At 49.6% G+C, this 18,142-nt stretch carries 17 protein-coding genes; 12 read left to right on the plus strand and 5 right to left on the minus strand.

From position 1 onward, the window contains the following. Window positions 1-47: 47 nt before the first annotated feature. Together rihA and hscC are read left to right on the plus strand one after the other, a co-directional pair. Window positions 48-983 (plus strand): pyrimidine-specific ribonucleoside hydrolase RihA, encoded by a 936-nt coding sequence (gene rihA / locus D9742_RS16890; RefSeq protein WP_130237646.1) that lies wholly within the window; start codon window positions 48-50, stop codon window positions 981-983. A gap of 83 nt (window positions 984-1,066) precedes the next feature. After that, complete coding sequence (gene hscC, locus D9742_RS16895) at window positions 1,067-2,737, plus strand: molecular chaperone HscC (protein WP_130237647.1); 1,671 nt, start codon at window positions 1,067-1,069, stop codon at window positions 2,735-2,737. Between the two features lie 59 nt (window positions 2,738-2,796). On the opposite strand, the gene D9742_RS16900 is transcribed toward hscC, so the two are convergent. Together D9742_RS16900 and D9742_RS16905 are read right to left on the minus strand one after the other, a co-directional pair. Further along, window positions 2,797-4,248, minus strand: a complete 1,452-nt coding sequence (locus D9742_RS16900; protein ID WP_130237648.1) for a J domain-containing protein — start codon at window positions 4,246-4,248, stop codon at window positions 2,797-2,799. Further along, window positions 4,245-4,952, minus strand: a complete 708-nt coding sequence (locus D9742_RS16905; RefSeq protein WP_130237649.1) for a DUF1266 domain-containing protein — start codon at window positions 4,950-4,952, stop codon at window positions 4,245-4,247. Before D9742_RS16905 ends, D9742_RS16900 begins: the two co-directional genes overlap by 4 nt. A 101-nt stretch (window positions 4,953-5,053) precedes the next feature. Here D9742_RS16905 and D9742_RS16910 point away from each other — a divergent pair, with 101 nt between their 5' ends. Beyond that, the gene (locus D9742_RS16910) at window positions 5,054-5,608 is read left to right on the plus strand and encodes a tetratricopeptide repeat protein (protein WP_130237650.1); all 555 of its coding nucleotides are present in this window, start codon (window positions 5,054-5,056) and stop codon (window positions 5,606-5,608) included. A gap of 9 nt (window positions 5,609-5,617) precedes the next feature. Here the strand turns inward: D9742_RS16910 and D9742_RS16915 are convergent, their stop codons facing one another. Next, a complete protein-coding gene (locus tag D9742_RS16915; protein ID WP_130237651.1) occupies window positions 5,618-7,045 on the minus strand; it encodes a J domain-containing protein in 1,428 nt (475 codons plus the stop codon). After that, window positions 7,042-7,749, minus strand: a complete 708-nt coding sequence (locus D9742_RS16920) for a DUF1266 domain-containing protein (protein WP_130237652.1) — start codon at window positions 7,747-7,749, stop codon at window positions 7,042-7,044. The genes D9742_RS16915 and D9742_RS16920 overlap by 4 nt, the downstream gene beginning before the upstream one ends. A gap of 163 nt (window positions 7,750-7,912) precedes the next feature. Here D9742_RS16920 and ybeQ point away from each other — a divergent pair, with 163 nt between their 5' ends. Then, a complete protein-coding gene (gene ybeQ, locus D9742_RS16925; RefSeq protein WP_130237653.1) occupies window positions 7,913-8,890 on the plus strand; it encodes a Sel1 family TPR-like repeat protein YbeQ in 978 nt (325 codons plus the stop codon). A 69-nt stretch (window positions 8,891-8,959) separates the two neighbouring features. Here the strand turns inward: ybeQ and D9742_RS16930 are convergent, their stop codons facing one another. Continuing rightward, the gene (locus D9742_RS16930) at window positions 8,960-9,442 is read right to left on the minus strand and encodes a zinc ribbon-containing protein (RefSeq protein ID WP_001044880.1); all 483 of its coding nucleotides are present in this window, start codon (window positions 9,440-9,442) and stop codon (window positions 8,960-8,962) included. A 235-nt stretch (window positions 9,443-9,677) separates the two neighbouring features. On the opposite strand from D9742_RS16930, the gene leuS reads away from it, so the two are divergent. The 8 genes from leuS to mrdA all read left to right on the plus strand — a co-directional run bounded on the left by leuS (window position 9,678) and on the right by mrdA (window position 18,142). Next, window positions 9,678-12,260 carry a leucine--tRNA ligase gene (leuS, locus tag D9742_RS16935; RefSeq protein ID WP_130237654.1) on the plus strand — a complete coding sequence of 861 codons (2,583 nt, stop codon included), beginning with the start codon at window positions 9,678-9,680 and terminating at the stop codon, window positions 12,258-12,260. Window positions 12,261-12,274: 14 nt separating this feature from the next. After that, window positions 12,275-12,853 carry an LPS assembly lipoprotein LptE gene (gene lptE, locus D9742_RS16940; protein WP_064528965.1) on the plus strand — a complete coding sequence of 193 codons (579 nt, stop codon included), beginning with the start codon at window positions 12,275-12,277 and terminating at the stop codon, window positions 12,851-12,853. Next, the gene (holA, locus tag D9742_RS16945; RefSeq protein ID WP_130237655.1) at window positions 12,853-13,884 is read left to right on the plus strand and encodes a DNA polymerase III subunit delta; all 1,032 of its coding nucleotides are present in this window, start codon (window positions 12,853-12,855) and stop codon (window positions 13,882-13,884) included. The genes lptE and holA overlap by 1 nt, the downstream gene beginning before the upstream one ends. Window position 13,885: 1 nt before the next feature. Beyond that, the gene (nadD, locus tag D9742_RS16950) at window positions 13,886-14,527 is read left to right on the plus strand and encodes a nicotinate-nucleotide adenylyltransferase (RefSeq protein WP_064528967.1); all 642 of its coding nucleotides are present in this window, start codon (window positions 13,886-13,888) and stop codon (window positions 14,525-14,527) included. A 23-nt stretch (window positions 14,528-14,550) separates the two neighbouring features. Next, window positions 14,551-15,162: an adenosylcobalamin/alpha-ribazole phosphatase gene (locus tag D9742_RS16955; RefSeq protein ID WP_130237780.1), complete on the plus strand. Its 612-nt coding sequence runs from the start codon at window positions 14,551-14,553 to the stop codon at window positions 15,160-15,162. A 259-nt stretch (window positions 15,163-15,421) separates the two neighbouring features. Beyond that, window positions 15,422-15,739, plus strand: coding sequence for a ribosome silencing factor (gene rsfS / locus D9742_RS16965; RefSeq protein WP_001161662.1), 318 nt, complete (start codon window positions 15,422-15,424; stop codon window positions 15,737-15,739). Between the two features lie 3 nt (window positions 15,740-15,742). Further along, entirely contained in the window at window positions 15,743-16,210 is a 468-nt protein-coding gene (gene rlmH / locus D9742_RS16970; protein ID WP_000776104.1) for a 23S rRNA (pseudouridine(1915)-N(3))-methyltransferase RlmH, read from the plus strand. A 30-nt stretch (window positions 16,211-16,240) separates the two neighbouring features. Beyond that, window positions 16,241-18,142, plus strand: a complete 1,902-nt coding sequence (gene mrdA / locus D9742_RS16975) for a peptidoglycan DD-transpeptidase MrdA (RefSeq protein ID WP_130237656.1) — start codon at window positions 16,241-16,243, stop codon at window positions 18,140-18,142.

The following is an 18,142-nucleotide window of genomic DNA, read 5'->3' on the forward strand; positions in this document are numbered from 1 at the left end:
TTCCGGCGTTACCCTTGTCGCAAAGAAACACACAACAAGGAGCAACAATGGCACTGCCAATTCTGTTAGATTGCGACCCAGGTCATGACGACGCTATCGCAATTGTTCTCGCCCTCGCCTCACCAGAGCTTGATGTCAAAGCCATCACATCTTCAGCCGGAAACCAGACGCCCGATAAAACTTTACGCAATGTTCTGCGTATGTTGACCTTGCTTAATCGCACCGATATTCCGGTGGCAGGCGGCGCTGTGAAACCGTTAATGCGTGATTTGATTATTGCGGACAACGTGCACGGCGAAAGCGGTCTGGATGGCCCTGCATTGCCGGAACCTGCGTTTGCGCCACAAAACTGCACGGCGATGGAATTGATGGCCAAAACACTGCGAGAAAGTGATGAACCTGTCACCATTGTGTCCACCGGACCGCAAACTAATGTCGCCTTGCTGCTCAATAGCCATCCGGAACTGCATAGCAAAATTGCCCGAATCGTGATTATGGGCGGTGCGATGGGGCTTGGTAACTGGACGCCAGCCGCCGAGTTTAATATTTACGTGGACCCGGAAGCAGCAGAGATTGTCTTCCAGTCAGGGATCCCGGTGGTGATGGCCGGTCTGGATGTTACTCACAAAGCGCAAATCCACGTTGACGACACCGAGCGTTTCCGCGCTATTGGTAACCCAATTTCCACCATTGTTGCCGAACTGCTGGATTTCTTCCTCGAGTATCATAAAGACGAAAAATGGGGCTTTGTCGGCGCGCCACTGCACGATCCGTGCACCATTGCCTGGCTGTTGAAACCGGAGTTGTTTACCACTGTTGAGCGCTGGGTCGGCGTTGAAACGCAGGGGAAATATACCCAGGGGATGACCGTTGTTGATTATTATTATCTGACTGGCAATAAACCGAATGCCACTGTAATGGTCGATGTTGATCGTCAGGGCTTTGTTGATTTACTGGCTGAACGTCTGAAATTTTACTCTTAATACACGTCATTGATTAAGATCACCACGCGTTATTAAGGTGGTCTTAATCTGTATATCTCTTTTTCCTTCAAGATATAAATGCAATGGATAATGCAGAACTCGCCATAGGTATCGATCTCGGTACTACCAATAGTTTAATTGCTGTCTGGAAAGACGGTGCCGCGCAATTAATTCCAAATAAATTCGGTGAATATTTAACGCCATCCATAATTAGCATGGATGAAAATAATCATATTTTAGTCGGAAAACCGGCTATATCACGGCGCACATCGCATCCTGATAAAACCGCAGCGTTATTTAAACGCGCGATGGGCAGTAATACTAACTGGCGTTTAGGCAGTGACACATTTAATGCACCGGAATTGTCCTCTTTGGTCTTACGTTCATTAAAAGAAGACGCTGAAGAATTTCTGCAACGTTCGATTAAAGATGTGGTGATCTCCGTTCCTGCTTATTTCAGTGATGAACAACGCAAGCATACCCGTTTAGCAGCAGAGTTAGCCGGGTTAAATGCAGTTCGCCTGATTAATGAACCAACGGCAGCTGCGATGGCGTATGGCCTGCATACCCAACAAAACACCCGCTCGCTGGTATTTGATCTCGGTGGCGGCACGTTTGACGTTACGGTGCTTGAGTACGCCACGCCGGTGATTGAAGTTCACGCCTCAGCGGGCGATAACTTCCTCGGTGGCGAAGATTTTACTCATATGCTGGTCGATGAAGTTTTAAAACGCGCGGAAGTCGCCAAAACAGCCCTTAACGAGAGCGAACTGGCTGCCCTGTACGCCTGTGTGGAAGCGGCAAAATGTAGCAATCAATTGCCAATGCACATTCGCTGGCAGTACCAGGAAGAAACGCGGGAGTGCGAATTTTACGAGAACGAACTGGAAGATTTGTGGTTGCCTCTGCTTAACCGCTTGCGAGTGCCGATTGAACAGGCATTGCGCGATGCGCGTCTGAAGCCGAGTCAGATCGACAGTCTGGTACTGGTCGGCGGCGCGTCGCAAATGCCCCTGGTGCAGCGAATTGCGGTGCGTCTGTTTGGCAAATTACCGTATCAAAGTTACGACCCGAGTACTATTGTCGCGCTGGGCGCAGCAATCCAGGCCGCCTGCCGCTTACGCAGTGAAGATATTGAAGAAGTGATCCTCACTGATATTTGCCCTTACTCGTTGGGCGTTGAAGTTAACCGCCAGGGCGTTTCCGGCATTTTCTCGCCGATAATTGAACGAAACACCACTGTACCGGTGTCGCGTGTAGAAACTTACTCGACCATGCACCCGGAGCAGGATTCAATTACGGTTAATGTTTATCAGGGAGAAAACCACAAAGTTAAAAATAACATTCTGGTGGAATCCTTCGATGTGCCGTTGAAGAAAACCGGGACTTATCAGTCTATTGACATTCGCTTTAGTTATGATATCAACGGGTTGCTTGAAGTTGACGTGCTTCTGGAAGACGGCAGCGTTAAGTCCAGAGTCATTAACCACAGCCCGGTAACGTTAAGTACCCAGCAAATTGAAGAGAGTCGGACGCGCTTATCTGCATTGAAAATTTATCCGCGGGATATGCTCATTAACCGAACCTTTAAAGCCAAACTGGAAGAGTTATGGGCACGGGCACTGGGTGACGAGCGAGAAGAAATTGGCCGGGTGATCACCGATTTTGATGCGGCACTGCAATCAAACGATATGGCCCGCGTCGATGAAGTTCGTCGACGGGCGAGCGATTATTTGGCCATTGAAATCCCATAAACACAGCTGCCGGATGCGGCGTAAACGCTGCATCCGGCATCGACGCAAAAAACACATCGTCAGCTAAACAACATCGCGATTTTACCGAGCGCGTAACCTATCACCAGAACCGTTAAGCTGATTTTGATAATACTGACAATGCTCTGTGGTTTTTCACTCTCATTATCCTTCTCTTCGTGTTTTTCAGGTGCTGGTTCTTCGATATCTTCATCCACCGGCTCGAGCTTCACTTTCGTCAACAGCATGTGAGTAATAATGGCTTCTAACGGATGTGCTTCTCCACGTTCCAGTCGCGCATTCAGGCGGGCAAGCATCTCTTGTTTCGGAAACGCTTCCAGTACTACCTGTTCCGCTACCCGATATAGATCCAGTAATGGTGAATCGCCTTCTTTCTCGCTACCAACTCTCGATTTCCACCATGCCCATGCTTTGCGTTTGAAGAATAACGACTCGATAAATGATTGACCTAACGGTGATAATTTTCCGCTATGTAAAATTTCCGCCCATAGCAGCCGCGTCCGGGCGCTCTCACCTGGAACATATTTCAGCGGCTTACCTTGCGCATCAATCATGCTCCGCGCTTCGATAACCATCACTAACAACGCGAAGTAATCCGGACAATGACGCTTACTCCACTGCAACAACAAATTATCCGCTTGTGTAGATGGGTAACTTTCCCAGTATGCGCAGAGATCGGCAAGCAGACTTTCCCCTTCGCCGCAGAACAACCGTTGTGCACACGAGTAATATCGGGCATCTTCACTTTCTGGTTCTTCCGTTTGCCACTGTTTGGCTACAGGAATGAGTTCCGCCATACCTGTTTGCACCGAGCTGTACCAGCGCAACAGTTTGCGATGCAACTTTGCATCATCAGGAATTAACCACGGCCCCTCCATCGCCAAAAACGCCGTGACATAGTCGGGATGGTAACGACAGCAGCGTTCCAGCGCGAAGTAATACTCAACTGTCTGGTTCTGCAACGCGACGGGATATTCCAGAAGGCTGAGAAAATCGAAACAATCCCCAGCCTGAATGGCCTCAAGAAAAGCCTCCCACTCTTCTTCATCTATTCCTTTGCTGTCACTAAACGAATACCAGTTCAAACGCTCTGCCAACAAAGATGCACAATTCAATGAAAGATATCGCGCCTTCATAGCGATTGCGCACAGCGGCCAGCGTAAGTGTTCGACATCCTCCATGTTCCAGGTGTTCAACTGCTGAATAAATTTCTGCCAGGAGGAAGGTTGAAAACGCTCACTTTCCGAAGCCAGTAAGGTTCTGAACGCTTTCAGTGCATTGTGCTCTTCTGCAAGATCTTTTTCGTCATCAACATTTTTTCCGTCTGGATTGACTGCCAGCCGCAGCGCCTCTTCATAGGCCTGACGTAACGCTTTAAACCCCTGCGGATCGGTTTCTGGATAGCACAACGGTAAAAGAGAAAGATAAGCCTGCCGGATAATATCAACTTGTGTTGTGCTTTCGATTTCGAGGATTTGCCAACATGTTTTCATAGGTCGCTCACATCCTTAAGCGTTGCCGGACATTCAGGCTGGGCAGTTAATGGCCGCCAGGGAAGCCTGGCATAGAAACGATCGGTTCCCGCAGCCAACTCTTCGAACATCCGACTCCCGGCGCTATCGTATTTGTACAGGGTCAGCGCCTCGCGTAGTGAAGCGTTGTCTTCACACTGAGACGATTGCCAGTAGAGACGTCCTAACGAATAGGCGGAAAAATAGTGCATCCAACTGTGATAGTAATGGTGTGCTCGTACATAGACGCGCGATTGCAGCCATAAACTCTCTTCTTCCGTCAGCCAATTGTTGAGCACACCGACCCGTGACAGAAACCCCATTCGAACATAATCCCAGGCTTTGATTCCCCCTTCCCCGCAGCACATAGCGGTTTGCGCAACAAATTGGGTATAAATCAGCCCTCTATCAGAGCCACCAGCAATTAATGCTTTCCACTCTTCAGGTGAAGACCGATGCCATGCCAGATATAAACCAGCTAAATCATTTGCGTGACCATCATCGGTCATTTGGTAAATAGTCTGAATTAAATCATCACGATTATTTATTCCCCAGGATGATGACAGATCAAATTCTTTTATTCCGGTATACATTTTTGGCGAGTCATGTGCAGGCTTGCATCCCTGATTAAGAATTTCCATTGGCGTAGAAAGCGCGAATAGAAGGTGTTGTTCTTCCTTATCCATTTATTAACAATCCTTTAAGTACATTAACTGACTACTTTTTTATTAATGATGAGTATAAACTTGACGCTTTCAAAATAAAAAGAAAATCGAAGCATTGATAAATGAACAAAAAAATATATTTTATATTCGCAATATTTATAGTTGCGGCTATCACTTGTATTAGCCAACCTGAGAAAACGACCTTGCGCGATAAAGCTATGGCGAATTATGTCTTTGATTATTTAAGCTCACCGGGCAGTCTTCCGTTTAGCACGGCAGCAACGGAGCTTTCCGCCATTCATGGTCATTCAACGTCGCAATATAGACTTGGCGAATTTTATCTTCATGGTAGCGATGGTAAGCCTCTGGATTATACAAAGGCGAGATACTGGTATGAGCAATCAGCGGAACAGGAAAATCCACGCGCACAAAGTAAACTGGGATGGATCTACCTGAAAGGTCTTGGTGTAAAACCTGATAGTCGCAAGGCGATCCTTTGGTACAAGGAAGCTGCGGGACAAGGGCATGTCCATGCCCAATATACGCTAGGATTGATTTACAGAAATGGCACGGGCATTAACGTCAACAATTATGAAGCTCGCAAATGGTTAAAACTGGCGGCGGAGCAACATTATAAAAATGCGGAAAGATTGCTTGCTGAGCTTCCCGCACATTAAGGTCGACTTTCACCCGAACAGATGGAGTATTTTCCCTATCAAACCGGCAAAGATAAAAATGTAGAAAATAATTTTGATGACGCCCAGACAACCCGGCCCACCATCATCAACGGGCATTGGTTGCGGTTGCGGCTCCGGTTCGACAGTTTGCTTCTCGGCAAAATTCGCCGACTGAATTAATAACCGTCGAATAATTAATGCTTCCAGAGGACAACGCTCTTCTGCATCAAGGCTGGCGACGATCGGCATTAATAATTCTTCTGTAGGTTGGCTGGCCTGCACTAATTGCTTTGCGACTAAATATAATGGCCATAAAGGATGCTGTGTATCACGCGTGAGTGAGACTCGCGGCTTACGCCCTTTGTGCAAAACCATCTCAACCAGAGAACGCCCCAACGCAGAGAGTTTTTCATCGCTGAGTATTTCGTATAATTGAAAGCGCGTACGCGCACTGTCGCCGGGAACATAAAGTAATGGTTTCCCCTGATCGTTAACCAGTTCACGAGCTTCAATCATCATCACCACTAACGGGTAATAATCGACCCGATGCTGACGGCACCATTGCAACATTAAAGCATCCGCCTGGGTAGAAGGATATTCGCGCCAGTAGTCACAAAGTTCTGCCAGAAGGCTTTCGCCTTCTCCACAATAGACGCGTTGCGCGTATTCATAATAACGCGCATCTTCATTATCAGGTTCAGTTTCCCGCCATGACCGGGCGTAATCCAGGAGTTCGGGTATTCCCAGTCGGCTTGAGGTATACCAGCACAGTAAATTTCTGTGCAGTTTTGCATCATCGGGGATAATCACTGCGCGATGTTGCGCTAAATACAGTGTCAGCCATTCTGGATGCGATGACCAAATCCGCGCGAACATCTGATAAAAATCAATGGTTTCATTTTGCACCACAACGGGTAGGTGCAGGATAGTCTGGAAGTTAAAAACATTGCCTTTCGCAATGGCATATAAAAAGGATTCCAGTTCTTCTTCGTCTATTACCCCGGTATTTTCCTCCTGTAGCCACCGCAATCTTTCTGCTAATAAAGCTACGCACTCGAAGGATAAATGGGCAGTGTTCATGGCTATTGTGCACAGCAACCAGCGTAATTCATCAATCTCTTCCATCGAGCAATAATTTAATTGCTGAATGAATCGCTGCCAGGCGGAGGGCAGAAAACGTTCGCTATCAGAGGCGAGTAACGTACGAAAGGCCAACAGAATTTCATGTTCTGCAACTTCATGTTCTTCTGGTTGCCAAACAGATTTAGCAGGCGACTGCGCAATCCGTAGCGCCTCCTCATACGCCTGACGAAGATGTTTAAAGCCCTGTGGATCGGTTTCTGGATGAAAGGACGGTAACAGCGCCAGATAAGCGCGGCGGATAATATCGACGTCAGTCGTTTCCTCTATATCGAGGATCTTCCAGCAATTTTTCATAGGTCGCTCATATCCTTAAGCGTTTCCGGACACCCTGGATAGTAAGCCAATGGTTGCCAGGATAAGGTTGGGTAATACGCATCGTCACTGGCAAATAAATGATAAAACATATCATTGCCGGAATCGTCGTATTCTTTACGCGCTAAGAATTCGCGTAATAATGGCAGATTATCATCCTCGGGAGACTGCCAATATTGCCGACCAAAGGTATAACCGGCAAAGTATTGCCGCCAGTTACTATAATAACGTAGAGCCCGTAGATGAATGCGCGACTGGATCCATAGACTTTCTTCTTCACTCAACCAGTTATTAAGTACGCCCATCCGGCTTAAAAAGCCCATCCGGACATAATCCCAGGCTTTGATCCCCCCTTCACCACAGCATTCGGCGTTGCTGGCGACAAATTGCGCATAAGCCTGACCTTGCTCATTTAATTCAGCAAGATAATCACGCCATTCACATGGCGAATAACGAAACCAGCGATGATAAAACCCAGCCAAACGCGCGGCATGACCGTTATCGATCATTCGATGAATTGTCCGCAACAGGTCATCACGGTCATCAATTCCCCATGAGGAAGAAAGGTCAAAAAAGCGTGTGCCTAAATACATTTTGGGTGATGAATGTGAAGGTAAACAGCATTCATTGCGTATTTCCATCGGAGTGGAAAGTGCAAACAATATTTTTTGCGACTCCATGTCCATATAATTTATCCTTAAACATTCACTCAATGAATATCAACCGCATTACGAGGTTCATTTATTTATGCTTTTCTGACGCGATATAATACGCATAAAATAAGGCTTACGCAAAAATGGAACACATAAAAATATAATATGTTTTATCCGCAACCATAAGGAAATGAGAATGATTTTTACGTCAAGTTGCTGCGATTATTTATCAATAGATGAGATTATCGAATGTGCTGAAAAAGGCGATAGCGAGGCACAATATATTGTTGGATTTTATTATAATCGCGATAGTGCTATTGACTCTCCGGACGACGAAAAAGCCTTTTACTGGCTGAAGCTGGCCGCAGAGCAAGGTCATTGCGAAGCACAATATTCCTTAGGACAGAAATACTCCGAGGATAAAAGTCGCCACCAAGATAATGAGCAAGCCATCTTTTGGCTGAAGAAAGCCGCACTGCAAGGACATACTTTCGCATCCAACTCGTTGGGTTGGATACTGAATCGTGGAGAAGACCCCAACTATAAAGAAGCGGTTGCCTGGTATCAGATAGCCGCGGAGAGCGGAATGTCTTATGCGCAAAATAATCTTGGGTGGATGTACAGAAATGGCAACGGAGTCGCACAAGATTATGCATTGGCATTTTTCTGGTACAAACAAGCTGCATTGCAAGGCCATAGTGACGCGCAAAACAATCTGGCCGATCTTTATGAAGACGGAAAAGGCGTTGCTCAAAACGAGACACTCGCCGCATTCTGGTATTTGAAAAGCGCACAGCAGGGTAATCGGCATGCTCAATTTCAAATTGCATGGGATTATAACGCTGGCGAAGGGGTGGACCAGGACTATAAGCAAGCGATGTACTGGTATCTGAAGGCTGCCGCTCAGGGGAGCGTCGGCGCTTACGTCAACATCGGCTATATGTATAAACACGGTCAAGGCGTTGAGAAGGATTATCAAGCCGCCTTTGAATGGTTTACGAAAGCCGCTGAATGCGATAACGCCACTGCCTGGTATAACCTGGCAATTATGTACCACCAGGGAGAAGGAAGACCCGTCGATCTCCGTCAGGCTCTCGACTTGTATCGTAAAGTTCAGTTATCCGGTACAAGAGATGTCAGTCAAGAAATCCGTGAGATTGAAGATTTACTGTAGAGATAAAAACAAGGGCCGGTGAATTTCATTCGGCCCAAATTTTCGTTATTGGCGTGCGAAATCAGACTATTAGGGCTCGAACGGGCGTCTCTGGAACTGGTCATGACCGCATTTCGGGCATAGCGTCAATACTTCCGGTGTGTAGATCGGGAGATGGAAGTGACATTTCTCGCAGACCAGATTACCCAGACCTACCACTTCTCCGCTGTGATAAACCCCGTGATGATTGAGATCCTGGAAAACTTCGCGCCACTCAAGTTGCGTTTTATCGGTGATGTCCGCCAGTTCCTGCCAGAGGCTTTCTTTAATCACCCGCATAAAAACGCTGTCGGATTCTTCCTTCAGGCTTTCTTCATAACTCATGGCGAACTCTTCCAGGTCACGTCTGACGGCCCGGGTCAGTTCATCGACCTCGGTCCGCGTTAACTCCCCTGTTTTTATTACACGCTCACGCGCCTGTTCTACCAGTGCGTCGATATCGCGTTCGCCATTACGCAGCCGCTCGCTTAATGACGCCACCAGTTCACGGTAATATTGAGCAACCTTGTTCATCATTTCATCTCCCGTGTCGTTAACTGGCTATAATAATAGACGTTATTTATGCTCAACTTTGCAAGACTGCCCACAGAGTGTGTAAATTCGTGCAAGGATTACCGCTGTGCGATTTCAACGTCGAGTGCGCGAAAGGCTGTTTTGACGCGGACGTTTGGGCTATGCTATGCGGATCTGAAAAACCACCTCTAACGCTACTTTTGTAGCCGTAATGAAAACAGGACCACTGGCTGCCATGCAAGAGCAATACCGCCCGGAAGAGATAGAATCCAAAGTACAGCTTCATTGGGATGAGAAGCGCACATTTGAAGTAACCGAAGACGAGAGCAAAGAGAAGTATTACTGCCTGTCTATGCTTCCCTATCCTTCTGGTCGACTACACATGGGCCACGTACGTAACTACACCATCGGTGACGTGATCGCCCGTTACCAGCGCATGCTGGGCAAAAACGTTCTGCAGCCGATCGGCTGGGACGCGTTTGGCCTACCTGCGGAAGGCGCGGCGGTAAAAAACAACACCGCGCCAGCACCGTGGACGTACGACAACATCGCGTACATGAAAAACCAGCTCAAAATGCTGGGCTTTGGTTATGACTGGAGCCGCGAGCTGGCAACCTGTACGCCGGAATACTACCGTTGGGAACAGAAATTCTTCACCGAGCTGTATAAAAAAGGCCTGGTGTATAAGAAGACTTCTGCGGTCAACTGGTGCCCGAACGACCAGACCGTGCTGGCGAACGAACAGGTTATCGACGGCTGCTGCTGGCGCTGCGATACCAAAGTTGAACGTAAAGAGATCCCGCAGTGGTTTATTAAAATCACCGCTTACGCTGACGAGCTGCTCAACGATCTGGATAAACTGGATCACTGGCCAGACACCGTTAAAACCATGCAGCGTAACTGGATTGGCCGTTCTGAAGGCGTGGAAATCACCTTCAACGTTAACGACTATGACAACACGCTGACTGTTTATACTACTCGCCCGGACACCTTTATGGGTTGTACCTATCTGGCGGTAGCGGCAGGTCATCCGCTGGCGCAGAAAGCGGCGGAAAATAATCCAGAACTGGCGGCCTTTATTGACGAATGCCGTAACACCAAAGTTGCCGAAGCTGAAATGGCGACGATGGAGAAAAAAGGCGTCGATACTGGCTTTAAAGCAGTTCATCCATTAACGGGCGAAGAAATTCCGGTTTGGGCAGCAAACTTCGTATTGATGGAGTATGGCACTGGCGCAGTTATGGCGGTTCCGGGTCACGACCAGCGCGACTACGAGTTTGCCTCTAAATACGGCCTGAACATCAAACCAGTTATCCTGGCGGCTGACGGTTCTGAACCAGACCTTTCTCAGCAGGCACTGACTGAAAAAGGCGTGCTGTTCAACTCTGGCGAGTTCAACGGTCTTGACCATGAAGCGGCCTTCAACGCCATCGCCGACAAACTGACTGAAATGAGTGTTGGCGAGCGTAAAGTGAACTATCGCCTGCGCGACTGGGGTGTTTCCCGTCAGCGTTACTGGGGCGCGCCAATTCCGATGGTAACGCTGGAAGACGGCACTGTAATGCCTACCCCGGACGACCAACTGCCGGTGATCCTGCCGGAAGATGTGGTGATGGACGGCATTACCAGCCCGATTAAAGCAGATCCTGAGTGGGCGAAAACCACCGTTAACGGTATGCCAGCGCTGCGTGAAACCGATACTTTCGACACCTTTATGGAGTCCTCCTGGTACTATGCGCGCTACACTTGCCCAGAGTACAAAGAAGGTATGCTGGATTCCGAAGCGGCTAACTACTGGCTGCCGGTGGATATCTACATTGGCGGTATCGAACACGCCATCATGCACCTGCTCTACTTCCGCTTCTTCCACAAACTGATGCGTGATGCAGGCATGGTGAACTCTGACGAACCAGCGAAACAGCTGCTGTGTCAGGGCATGGTGCTGGCAGATGCCTTCTACTACGTTGGCGAAAACGGTGAACGTAACTGGGTATCTCCTGTTGATGCCATCGTCGAGCGTGACGAGAAAGGGCGTATCGTGAAAGCGAAAGACGCGGCAGGCCATGAACTGGTGTATACCGGCATGAGCAAAATGTCCAAGTCGAAGAATAACGGTATCGACCCGCAGGTGATGGTTGAGCGCTATGGCGCGGACACTGTTCGTCTGTTTATGATGTTCGCTTCCCCGGCTGATATGACTCTCGAATGGCAGGAGTCCGGCGTTGAAGGTGCTAACCGCTTCCTGAAACGTGTCTGGAAACTGGTTTACGAACATACTGCGAAAGGTGATGTTGCTGCACTGAACGTTGATGCACTGACTGAAGATCAGAAAGCGCTGCGCCGCGATGTGCATAAAACAATCGCTAAAGTGACCGATGATATCGGCCGTCGTCAGACCTTCAACACCGCGATTGCGGCAATTATGGAGCTGATGAACAAACTGGCGAAAGCACCGACCGATGGCGAGCAAGATCGCGCACTGATGCAAGAAGCGCTGCTGGCGGTAGTACGTATGCTTAACCCGTTCACTCCACACATCTGTTTCACGCTGTGGCAGGAGCTGAAAGGCGAAGGCGATATCGACAACGCGCCGTGGCCGGTGGCTGACGAAAAAGCGATGGTGGAAGACTCCACACTGGTCGTTGTTCAGGTTAACGGTAAAGTCCGTGCCAAAATCACCGTTCCGGTGGATGCAACGGAAGAACAGGTTCGCGAACGTGCTGGCCAGGAACATCTGGTAGCAAAATATCTTGATGGCGTTACCGTGCGTAAAGTGATTTACGTACCAGGTAAACTCCTCAATCTGGTCGTTGGCTAAGCGCGGGAGGAAGCGTGCGATATCTGGCAACATTGTTGTTATCTCTGGCGGTGTTAATCACCGCCGGGTGTGGCTGGCATCTGCGTGACACCACGCAGGTTCCTTCCACAATGAAGGTTATGATCCTGGACTCCGGTGACCCGAACGGGCCGTTAAGCCGTGCGGTGCGTAACCAGTTGCGTTTGAACGGCGTCGAGTTGCTCGATAAGGAAACCACACGTAAGGATGTTCCATCCCTGCGCCTGGGCGCTGTATCAATCTCACAGGATACCGCGTCGGTTTTCCGTAATGGTCAAACTGCCGAATATCAGATGGTGATGACTGTCAGCGCGTCGGTATTGATTCCTGGACGAGATATCTACCCGATTAGCGCCAAAGTCTTCCGTTCGTTCTTCGATAACCCGCAAATGGCGTTAGCGAAAGATAACGAGCAGGACATGATCATTAAAGAGATGTACGACCGTGCCGCCGAACAGCTGATTCGTAAGCTGCCAAGCATTCGCGCTGCGGACGTCCGTTCCGACGAAGAAACGTCGACAACAACGGATACCACAGCAACGCCTGCACGCGTCTCCACTACGCTGGGTAACTGATGATTCGGTTGTACCCCGAACAGCTCCGCGCGCAGCTCACTGAAGGGCTGCGCGCGGCCTATCTTTTACTTGGTAACGATCCCCTGTTGTTGCAGGAAAGCCAGGACGCCATTCGTCAGGTCGCCGCAGCACAAGGGTTTGAAGAACACCATACTTTTTCCATTGATCCCAACACGGACTGGAACGCAATATTTTCGCTATGCCAGGCAATGAGCCTGTTTGCCAGTAGGCAAACCTTGTTGTTAGTGCTACCTGAAAATGGACCAAATGCGGCGATCAATGAACACCTCCTCACGCTCACCGGATTGCTGCATGACGATCTGCTGTTGATCGTACGCGGTAATAAATTGAGCAAAGCGCAGGAAAATGCCGCCTGGTTTACTGCGCTTGCAAACCGTAGCGTGCAGGTTACTTGCCAGACCCCAGAACAAGCCCAGCTTCCGCGCTGGGTTGCCGCGCGTGCAAAACAGCTCAATTTAGAACTGGATGACGCGGCGAATCAGGTGCTCTGCTACTGTTATGAAGGAAACCTGTTGGCACTGGCACAGGCACTGGAGCGTTTATCGCTACTCTGGCCGGACGGCAAACTGACACTGCCGCGCGTTGAGCAAGCGGTGAATGATGCCGCACATTTCACTCCTTTTCATTGGGTTGACGCTTTGTTGAGCGGCAAAAGCAAGCGCGCATTGCATATTCTGCAGCAGCTGCGCCTGGAAGGCAGTGAACCGGTGATTTTGTTGCGTACTTTGCAACGTGAGCTATTGCTGCTGGTTAATCTGAAGCGCCAGTCTGCTCATACTCCGCTGCGTACGCTGTTTGACAAGCATCGGGTATGGCAGAACCGTCGCAACATGATTAGCGAAGCGTTAAATCGCCTGAGTCAGCCACAGTTACGTCAGGCTGTACAACTCCTGACACGAACGGAACTTACTCTCAAACAAGATTACGGTCAGTCAGTGTGGGCAGAACTGGAGGGATTATCTCTTCTTTTGTGCCATAAACCACTGGCAGACGTATTTATCGACGGTTGATATGAAATCTTTACAAGCTCTGTTTGGCGGCACCTTCGACCCGGTGCATTATGGCCATCTAAAACCCGTGGAAACGCTGGCGAATCTGATTGGTCTGACGCGGGTAACGATTATCCCTAACAACGTTCCTCCGCATCGCCCCCAGCCTGAAGCGAACAGCGTGCAGCGAAAACACATGCTTGAACTGGCGATTGCCGACAAGTCGCTGTTTACCCTTGATGAACGCGAGTTAAAGCGTAATGCCCCCTCTTACACCTCGCAGACGTTAAAAGAGTGGCGACAGGAACAAGGCCCAGATGTGCCGCTGGCGTTTATTATCGGTCAGGATTCGCTGCTGAACTTTCCGACCTGGTATGAATACGAAACGATTCTCGACAATGCACATTTGATAGTCTGTCGACGTCCAGGTTATCCGCTGGAAATGGCACAACCGCAGTACCAGCAGTGGCTGGAAGATCATTTGACGCATAATCCGGAAGATCTGCATCTTCAGCCTGCTGGGAAAATTTATCTCGCCGAAACGCCGTGGTTCAACATCTCGGCGACAATCATCCGCGAACGTTTGCAAAACGGCGAATCTTGTGAGGAATTGTTACCAGAATCGGTACTGACTTACATTAACCAACAAGGCTTGTATCGCTGATATCTGCCGTCACGGAGGGAATGATGCGACTGTGGTTAATTCGTCACGGTGAAACGCAAGCGAATGTCGACGGGTTATACAGCGGTCATGCGCCTACACCACTTACGGCGCGCGGTATCGCGCAAGCGCAAAGCTTGCATGCCCTGTTACGTGATGTTCCCTTCGATAGGGTTTTATGCAGTGAACTGGAACGGGCGCAGCACACCGCGCGCCTGGTTCTTGATACCCGTCAACTCCCCGTGCAAATCATCCCTGAACTCAACGAAATGTTTTTTGGTGACTGGGAAATGCGGCATCATCGCGAGCTGATGCAAGAAGATGCCGAAAACTATAGCGCCTGGTGCAATGACTGGCAGCATGCCGTTCCTACTCACGGTGAAGGCTTTCAGGCATTTTCACAGCGAATAGAAAGGCTTATTGCCGGGCTTAGTGAGTATCAGCAGCACAAAAACATATTAATCGTTAGCCACCAAGGTGTGTTGAGCCTGTTGATTGCCCGCTTAATCGGCATGCCTGCCGAGGCAATGTGGCATTTTCGTGTAGACCAGGGCTGCTGGAGCGTCATTGATATCAATGATAAGTTCGCCACTCTGCGCGTCCTCAATAGCCGCGCCATCTGGTGCGAAGATGCATGACTTTTCTGTTTTTTTTCAGGTAAGCCGTAACGGACATTGACAGTCCCGGGCAGGCTGATATTCTCCGCAACCTGACTTTTCCGCCATACACGACTTTGTAGAAATTGTTTTACAAAAATGGCGATGCAATCTGTGACGCGGGGTGGGATGATAGCCCACTTTCAAGAGCCGATTTGGTGACATTTGTCCCGAAATCGCCTCTGCTTCAGGTATACTGACAGACCATTTTTATCTTTTTTATTTCACCCAGGGGGAAAACTTGCAGGGTAAAGCACTCCAGGATTTTGTTATCGACAAAATTGATGACCTCAAAGGTCAGGACATCATCGCCTTAGACGTTCAGGGCAAATCCAGTATCACCGACTGTATGATCATCTGTACGGGAACATCCAGCCGCCATGTTATGTCCATTGCCGACCACGTGGTTCAGGAATCTCGCGCGGCGGGTTTATTGCCCCTCGGTGTTGAAGGTGAAAACGGCGCGGACTGGATTGTGGTCGATCTGGGTGATGTGATTGTCCATGTTATGCAGGAAGAGAGCCGTCGCCTGTATGAGCTGGAAAAACTCTGGAGTTAATGCGTGAAGCTGCAACTTGTCGCCGTGGGAACGAAAATGCCGGACTGGGTACAAACCGGTTTTACCGAGTACCTGCGTCGTTTTCCGAAAGATATGCCTTTTGAACTGATTGAAATTCCGGCGGGAAAACGCGGCAAGAACGCGGATATCAAGCGCATACTCGACAAAGAGGGTGAGCAAATGCTGGCTGCCGCAGGTAAAAACCGCATTGTCACCCTTGATATCCCAGGCAAGCCCTGGGACACGCCGCAGTTAGCCGCTGAACTGGAACGCTGGAAGCTGGATGGCCGCGATGTCAGCTTGCTGATTGGCGGGCCGGAAGGGTTATCGCCTGCCTGTAAAGCGGCGGCAGAACAAAGCTGGTCACTTTCGGCGCTGACCCTCCCCCATCCGCTGGTTCGCGTACTGGTCGCAGAGAGTCTGTACCGGGCGTGGAGCATTACCACCAACCATCCTTATCACCGTGAGTGATAAGGTAGCCTTAAGTAGAAAACGCAGCGGATGAAATTACAGAACTCTTTTCGCGACTATTCGGCAGAGTCCGCGCTGTTTGTGCGCCGGGCGCTGGTCGCCTTTTTGGGGATTTTGCTGCTAACCGGTGTGCTCATCGCCAACTTGTATAATCTACAAATTGTTCGCTTTACCGATTACCAGACCCGTTCTAATGAAAACCGCATTAAGCTGGTGCCTATCGCCCCTAGCCGCGGCATTATCTACGACCGTAACGGTATCCCTCTGGCGCTCAACCGAACTATCTATCAGATAGAGATGATGCCGGAGAAAGTCGATAACGTGCAGCAGACACTGGACGCTCTGCGCAGCGTGGTTGACCTGACCGATGACGATATCGCCGCGTTTCGAAAGGAGCGTGCACGTTCGCACCGTTTTACCTCTATTCCGGTGAAAACCAACCTGACTGAAGTTCAGGTGGCGCGTTTCGCCGTTAACCAGTACCGTTTTCCTGGTGTGGAAGTTAAAGGCTATAAACGTCGTTACTATCCCTATGGCTCAGCGCTGACCCACGTTATCGGCTATGTGTCGAAAATCAACGATAAAGACGTCGAGCGACTGAATAATGACGGCAAACTGGCCAACTATGCCGCAACACATGATATCGGCAAGCTGGGGATTGAACGTTACTACGAAGATGTTCTGCATGGCCAGACGGGTTATGAAGAAGTTGAAGTTAACAACCGCGGTCGGGTCATCCGCCAGCTAAAAGAAGTATCGCCGCAGGCCGGGCATGATATTTACCTGACAATTGATCTCAAGCTCCAGCAGTATATTGAAACACTGCTGGCGGGCAGTCGTGCCGCTGTTGTGGTCACCGATCCGCGTACAGGTGGCGTGCTGGCGCTGGTTTCCACACCAAGTTACGACCCAAACCTGTTTGTTGACGGTATCTCCAGCAAAGATTATTCCGCATTGCTGAACGACCCGAACACACCACTGGTGAATCGCGCCACGCAGGGGGTTTATCCACCAGCGTCGACGGTTAAACCTTATGTGGCGGTTTCGGCATTAAGTGCGGGGGTGATCACCCGTAATACCAGCCTGTTTGATCCCGGATGGTGGCAGTTGCCGGGGTCTGAAAAGCGTTATCGTGACTGGAAAAAATGGGGCCACGGTCGCCTGAATGTCACTAAATCGCTGGAAGAGTCCGCAGATACCTTCTTCTATCAGGTTGCCTACGATATGGGTATCGACCGCCTTTCTGAATGGATGGGCAAATTTGGCTACGGCCATTACACCGGTATCGATCTTGCAGAAGAGCGCTCCGGTAATATGCCGACCCGCGAATGGAAACAGAAACGCTTTAAAAAACCGTGGTATCAGGGTGACACCATTCCGGTCGGTATCGGTCAGGGGTACTGGACAGCGACCCCTATCCAGATGAGCAAAGCACTGATGATCCTGATTAACGACGGTATTGTAAAAGTTCCACATTTACTAATGAGCACTGCCGAAAATGGCAAACAAGTGCCGTGGGTACAGCCGCATGAACCGCCGGTAGGCGATATTCATTCTGGTTACTGGGAACTGGCGAAAGACGGCATGTTTGGTGTTGCTAACCGTCCTAACGGTACGGCACATAAATACTTTGCCAGCGCGCCCTACAAAATTGCGGCGAAATCCGGTACCGCGCAGGTCTTCGGCCTGAAGGCGAACGAAACCTATAATGCGCACAAAATTGCCGAGCGTCTGCGCGACCACAAACTGATGACCGCGTTTGCGCCGTATAACAATCCGCAAGTCGCTGTCGCGATGATTCTGGAAAACGGTGGTGCAGGCCCGGCGGTCGGTACGCTGATGCGCCAGATCCTCGACCACATTATGCTTGGTGATAACAACACCGATCTGCCTGCAGAAAACCCAGCGGTTACTGCTGCGGAGGACCATTAA

Origin of the sequence: Escherichia sp. E1V33, from assembly GCF_004211955.1 — a bacterium.
In the GTDB taxonomy this organism is placed as follows: Bacteria; Pseudomonadota; Gammaproteobacteria; order Enterobacterales; family Enterobacteriaceae; genus Escherichia.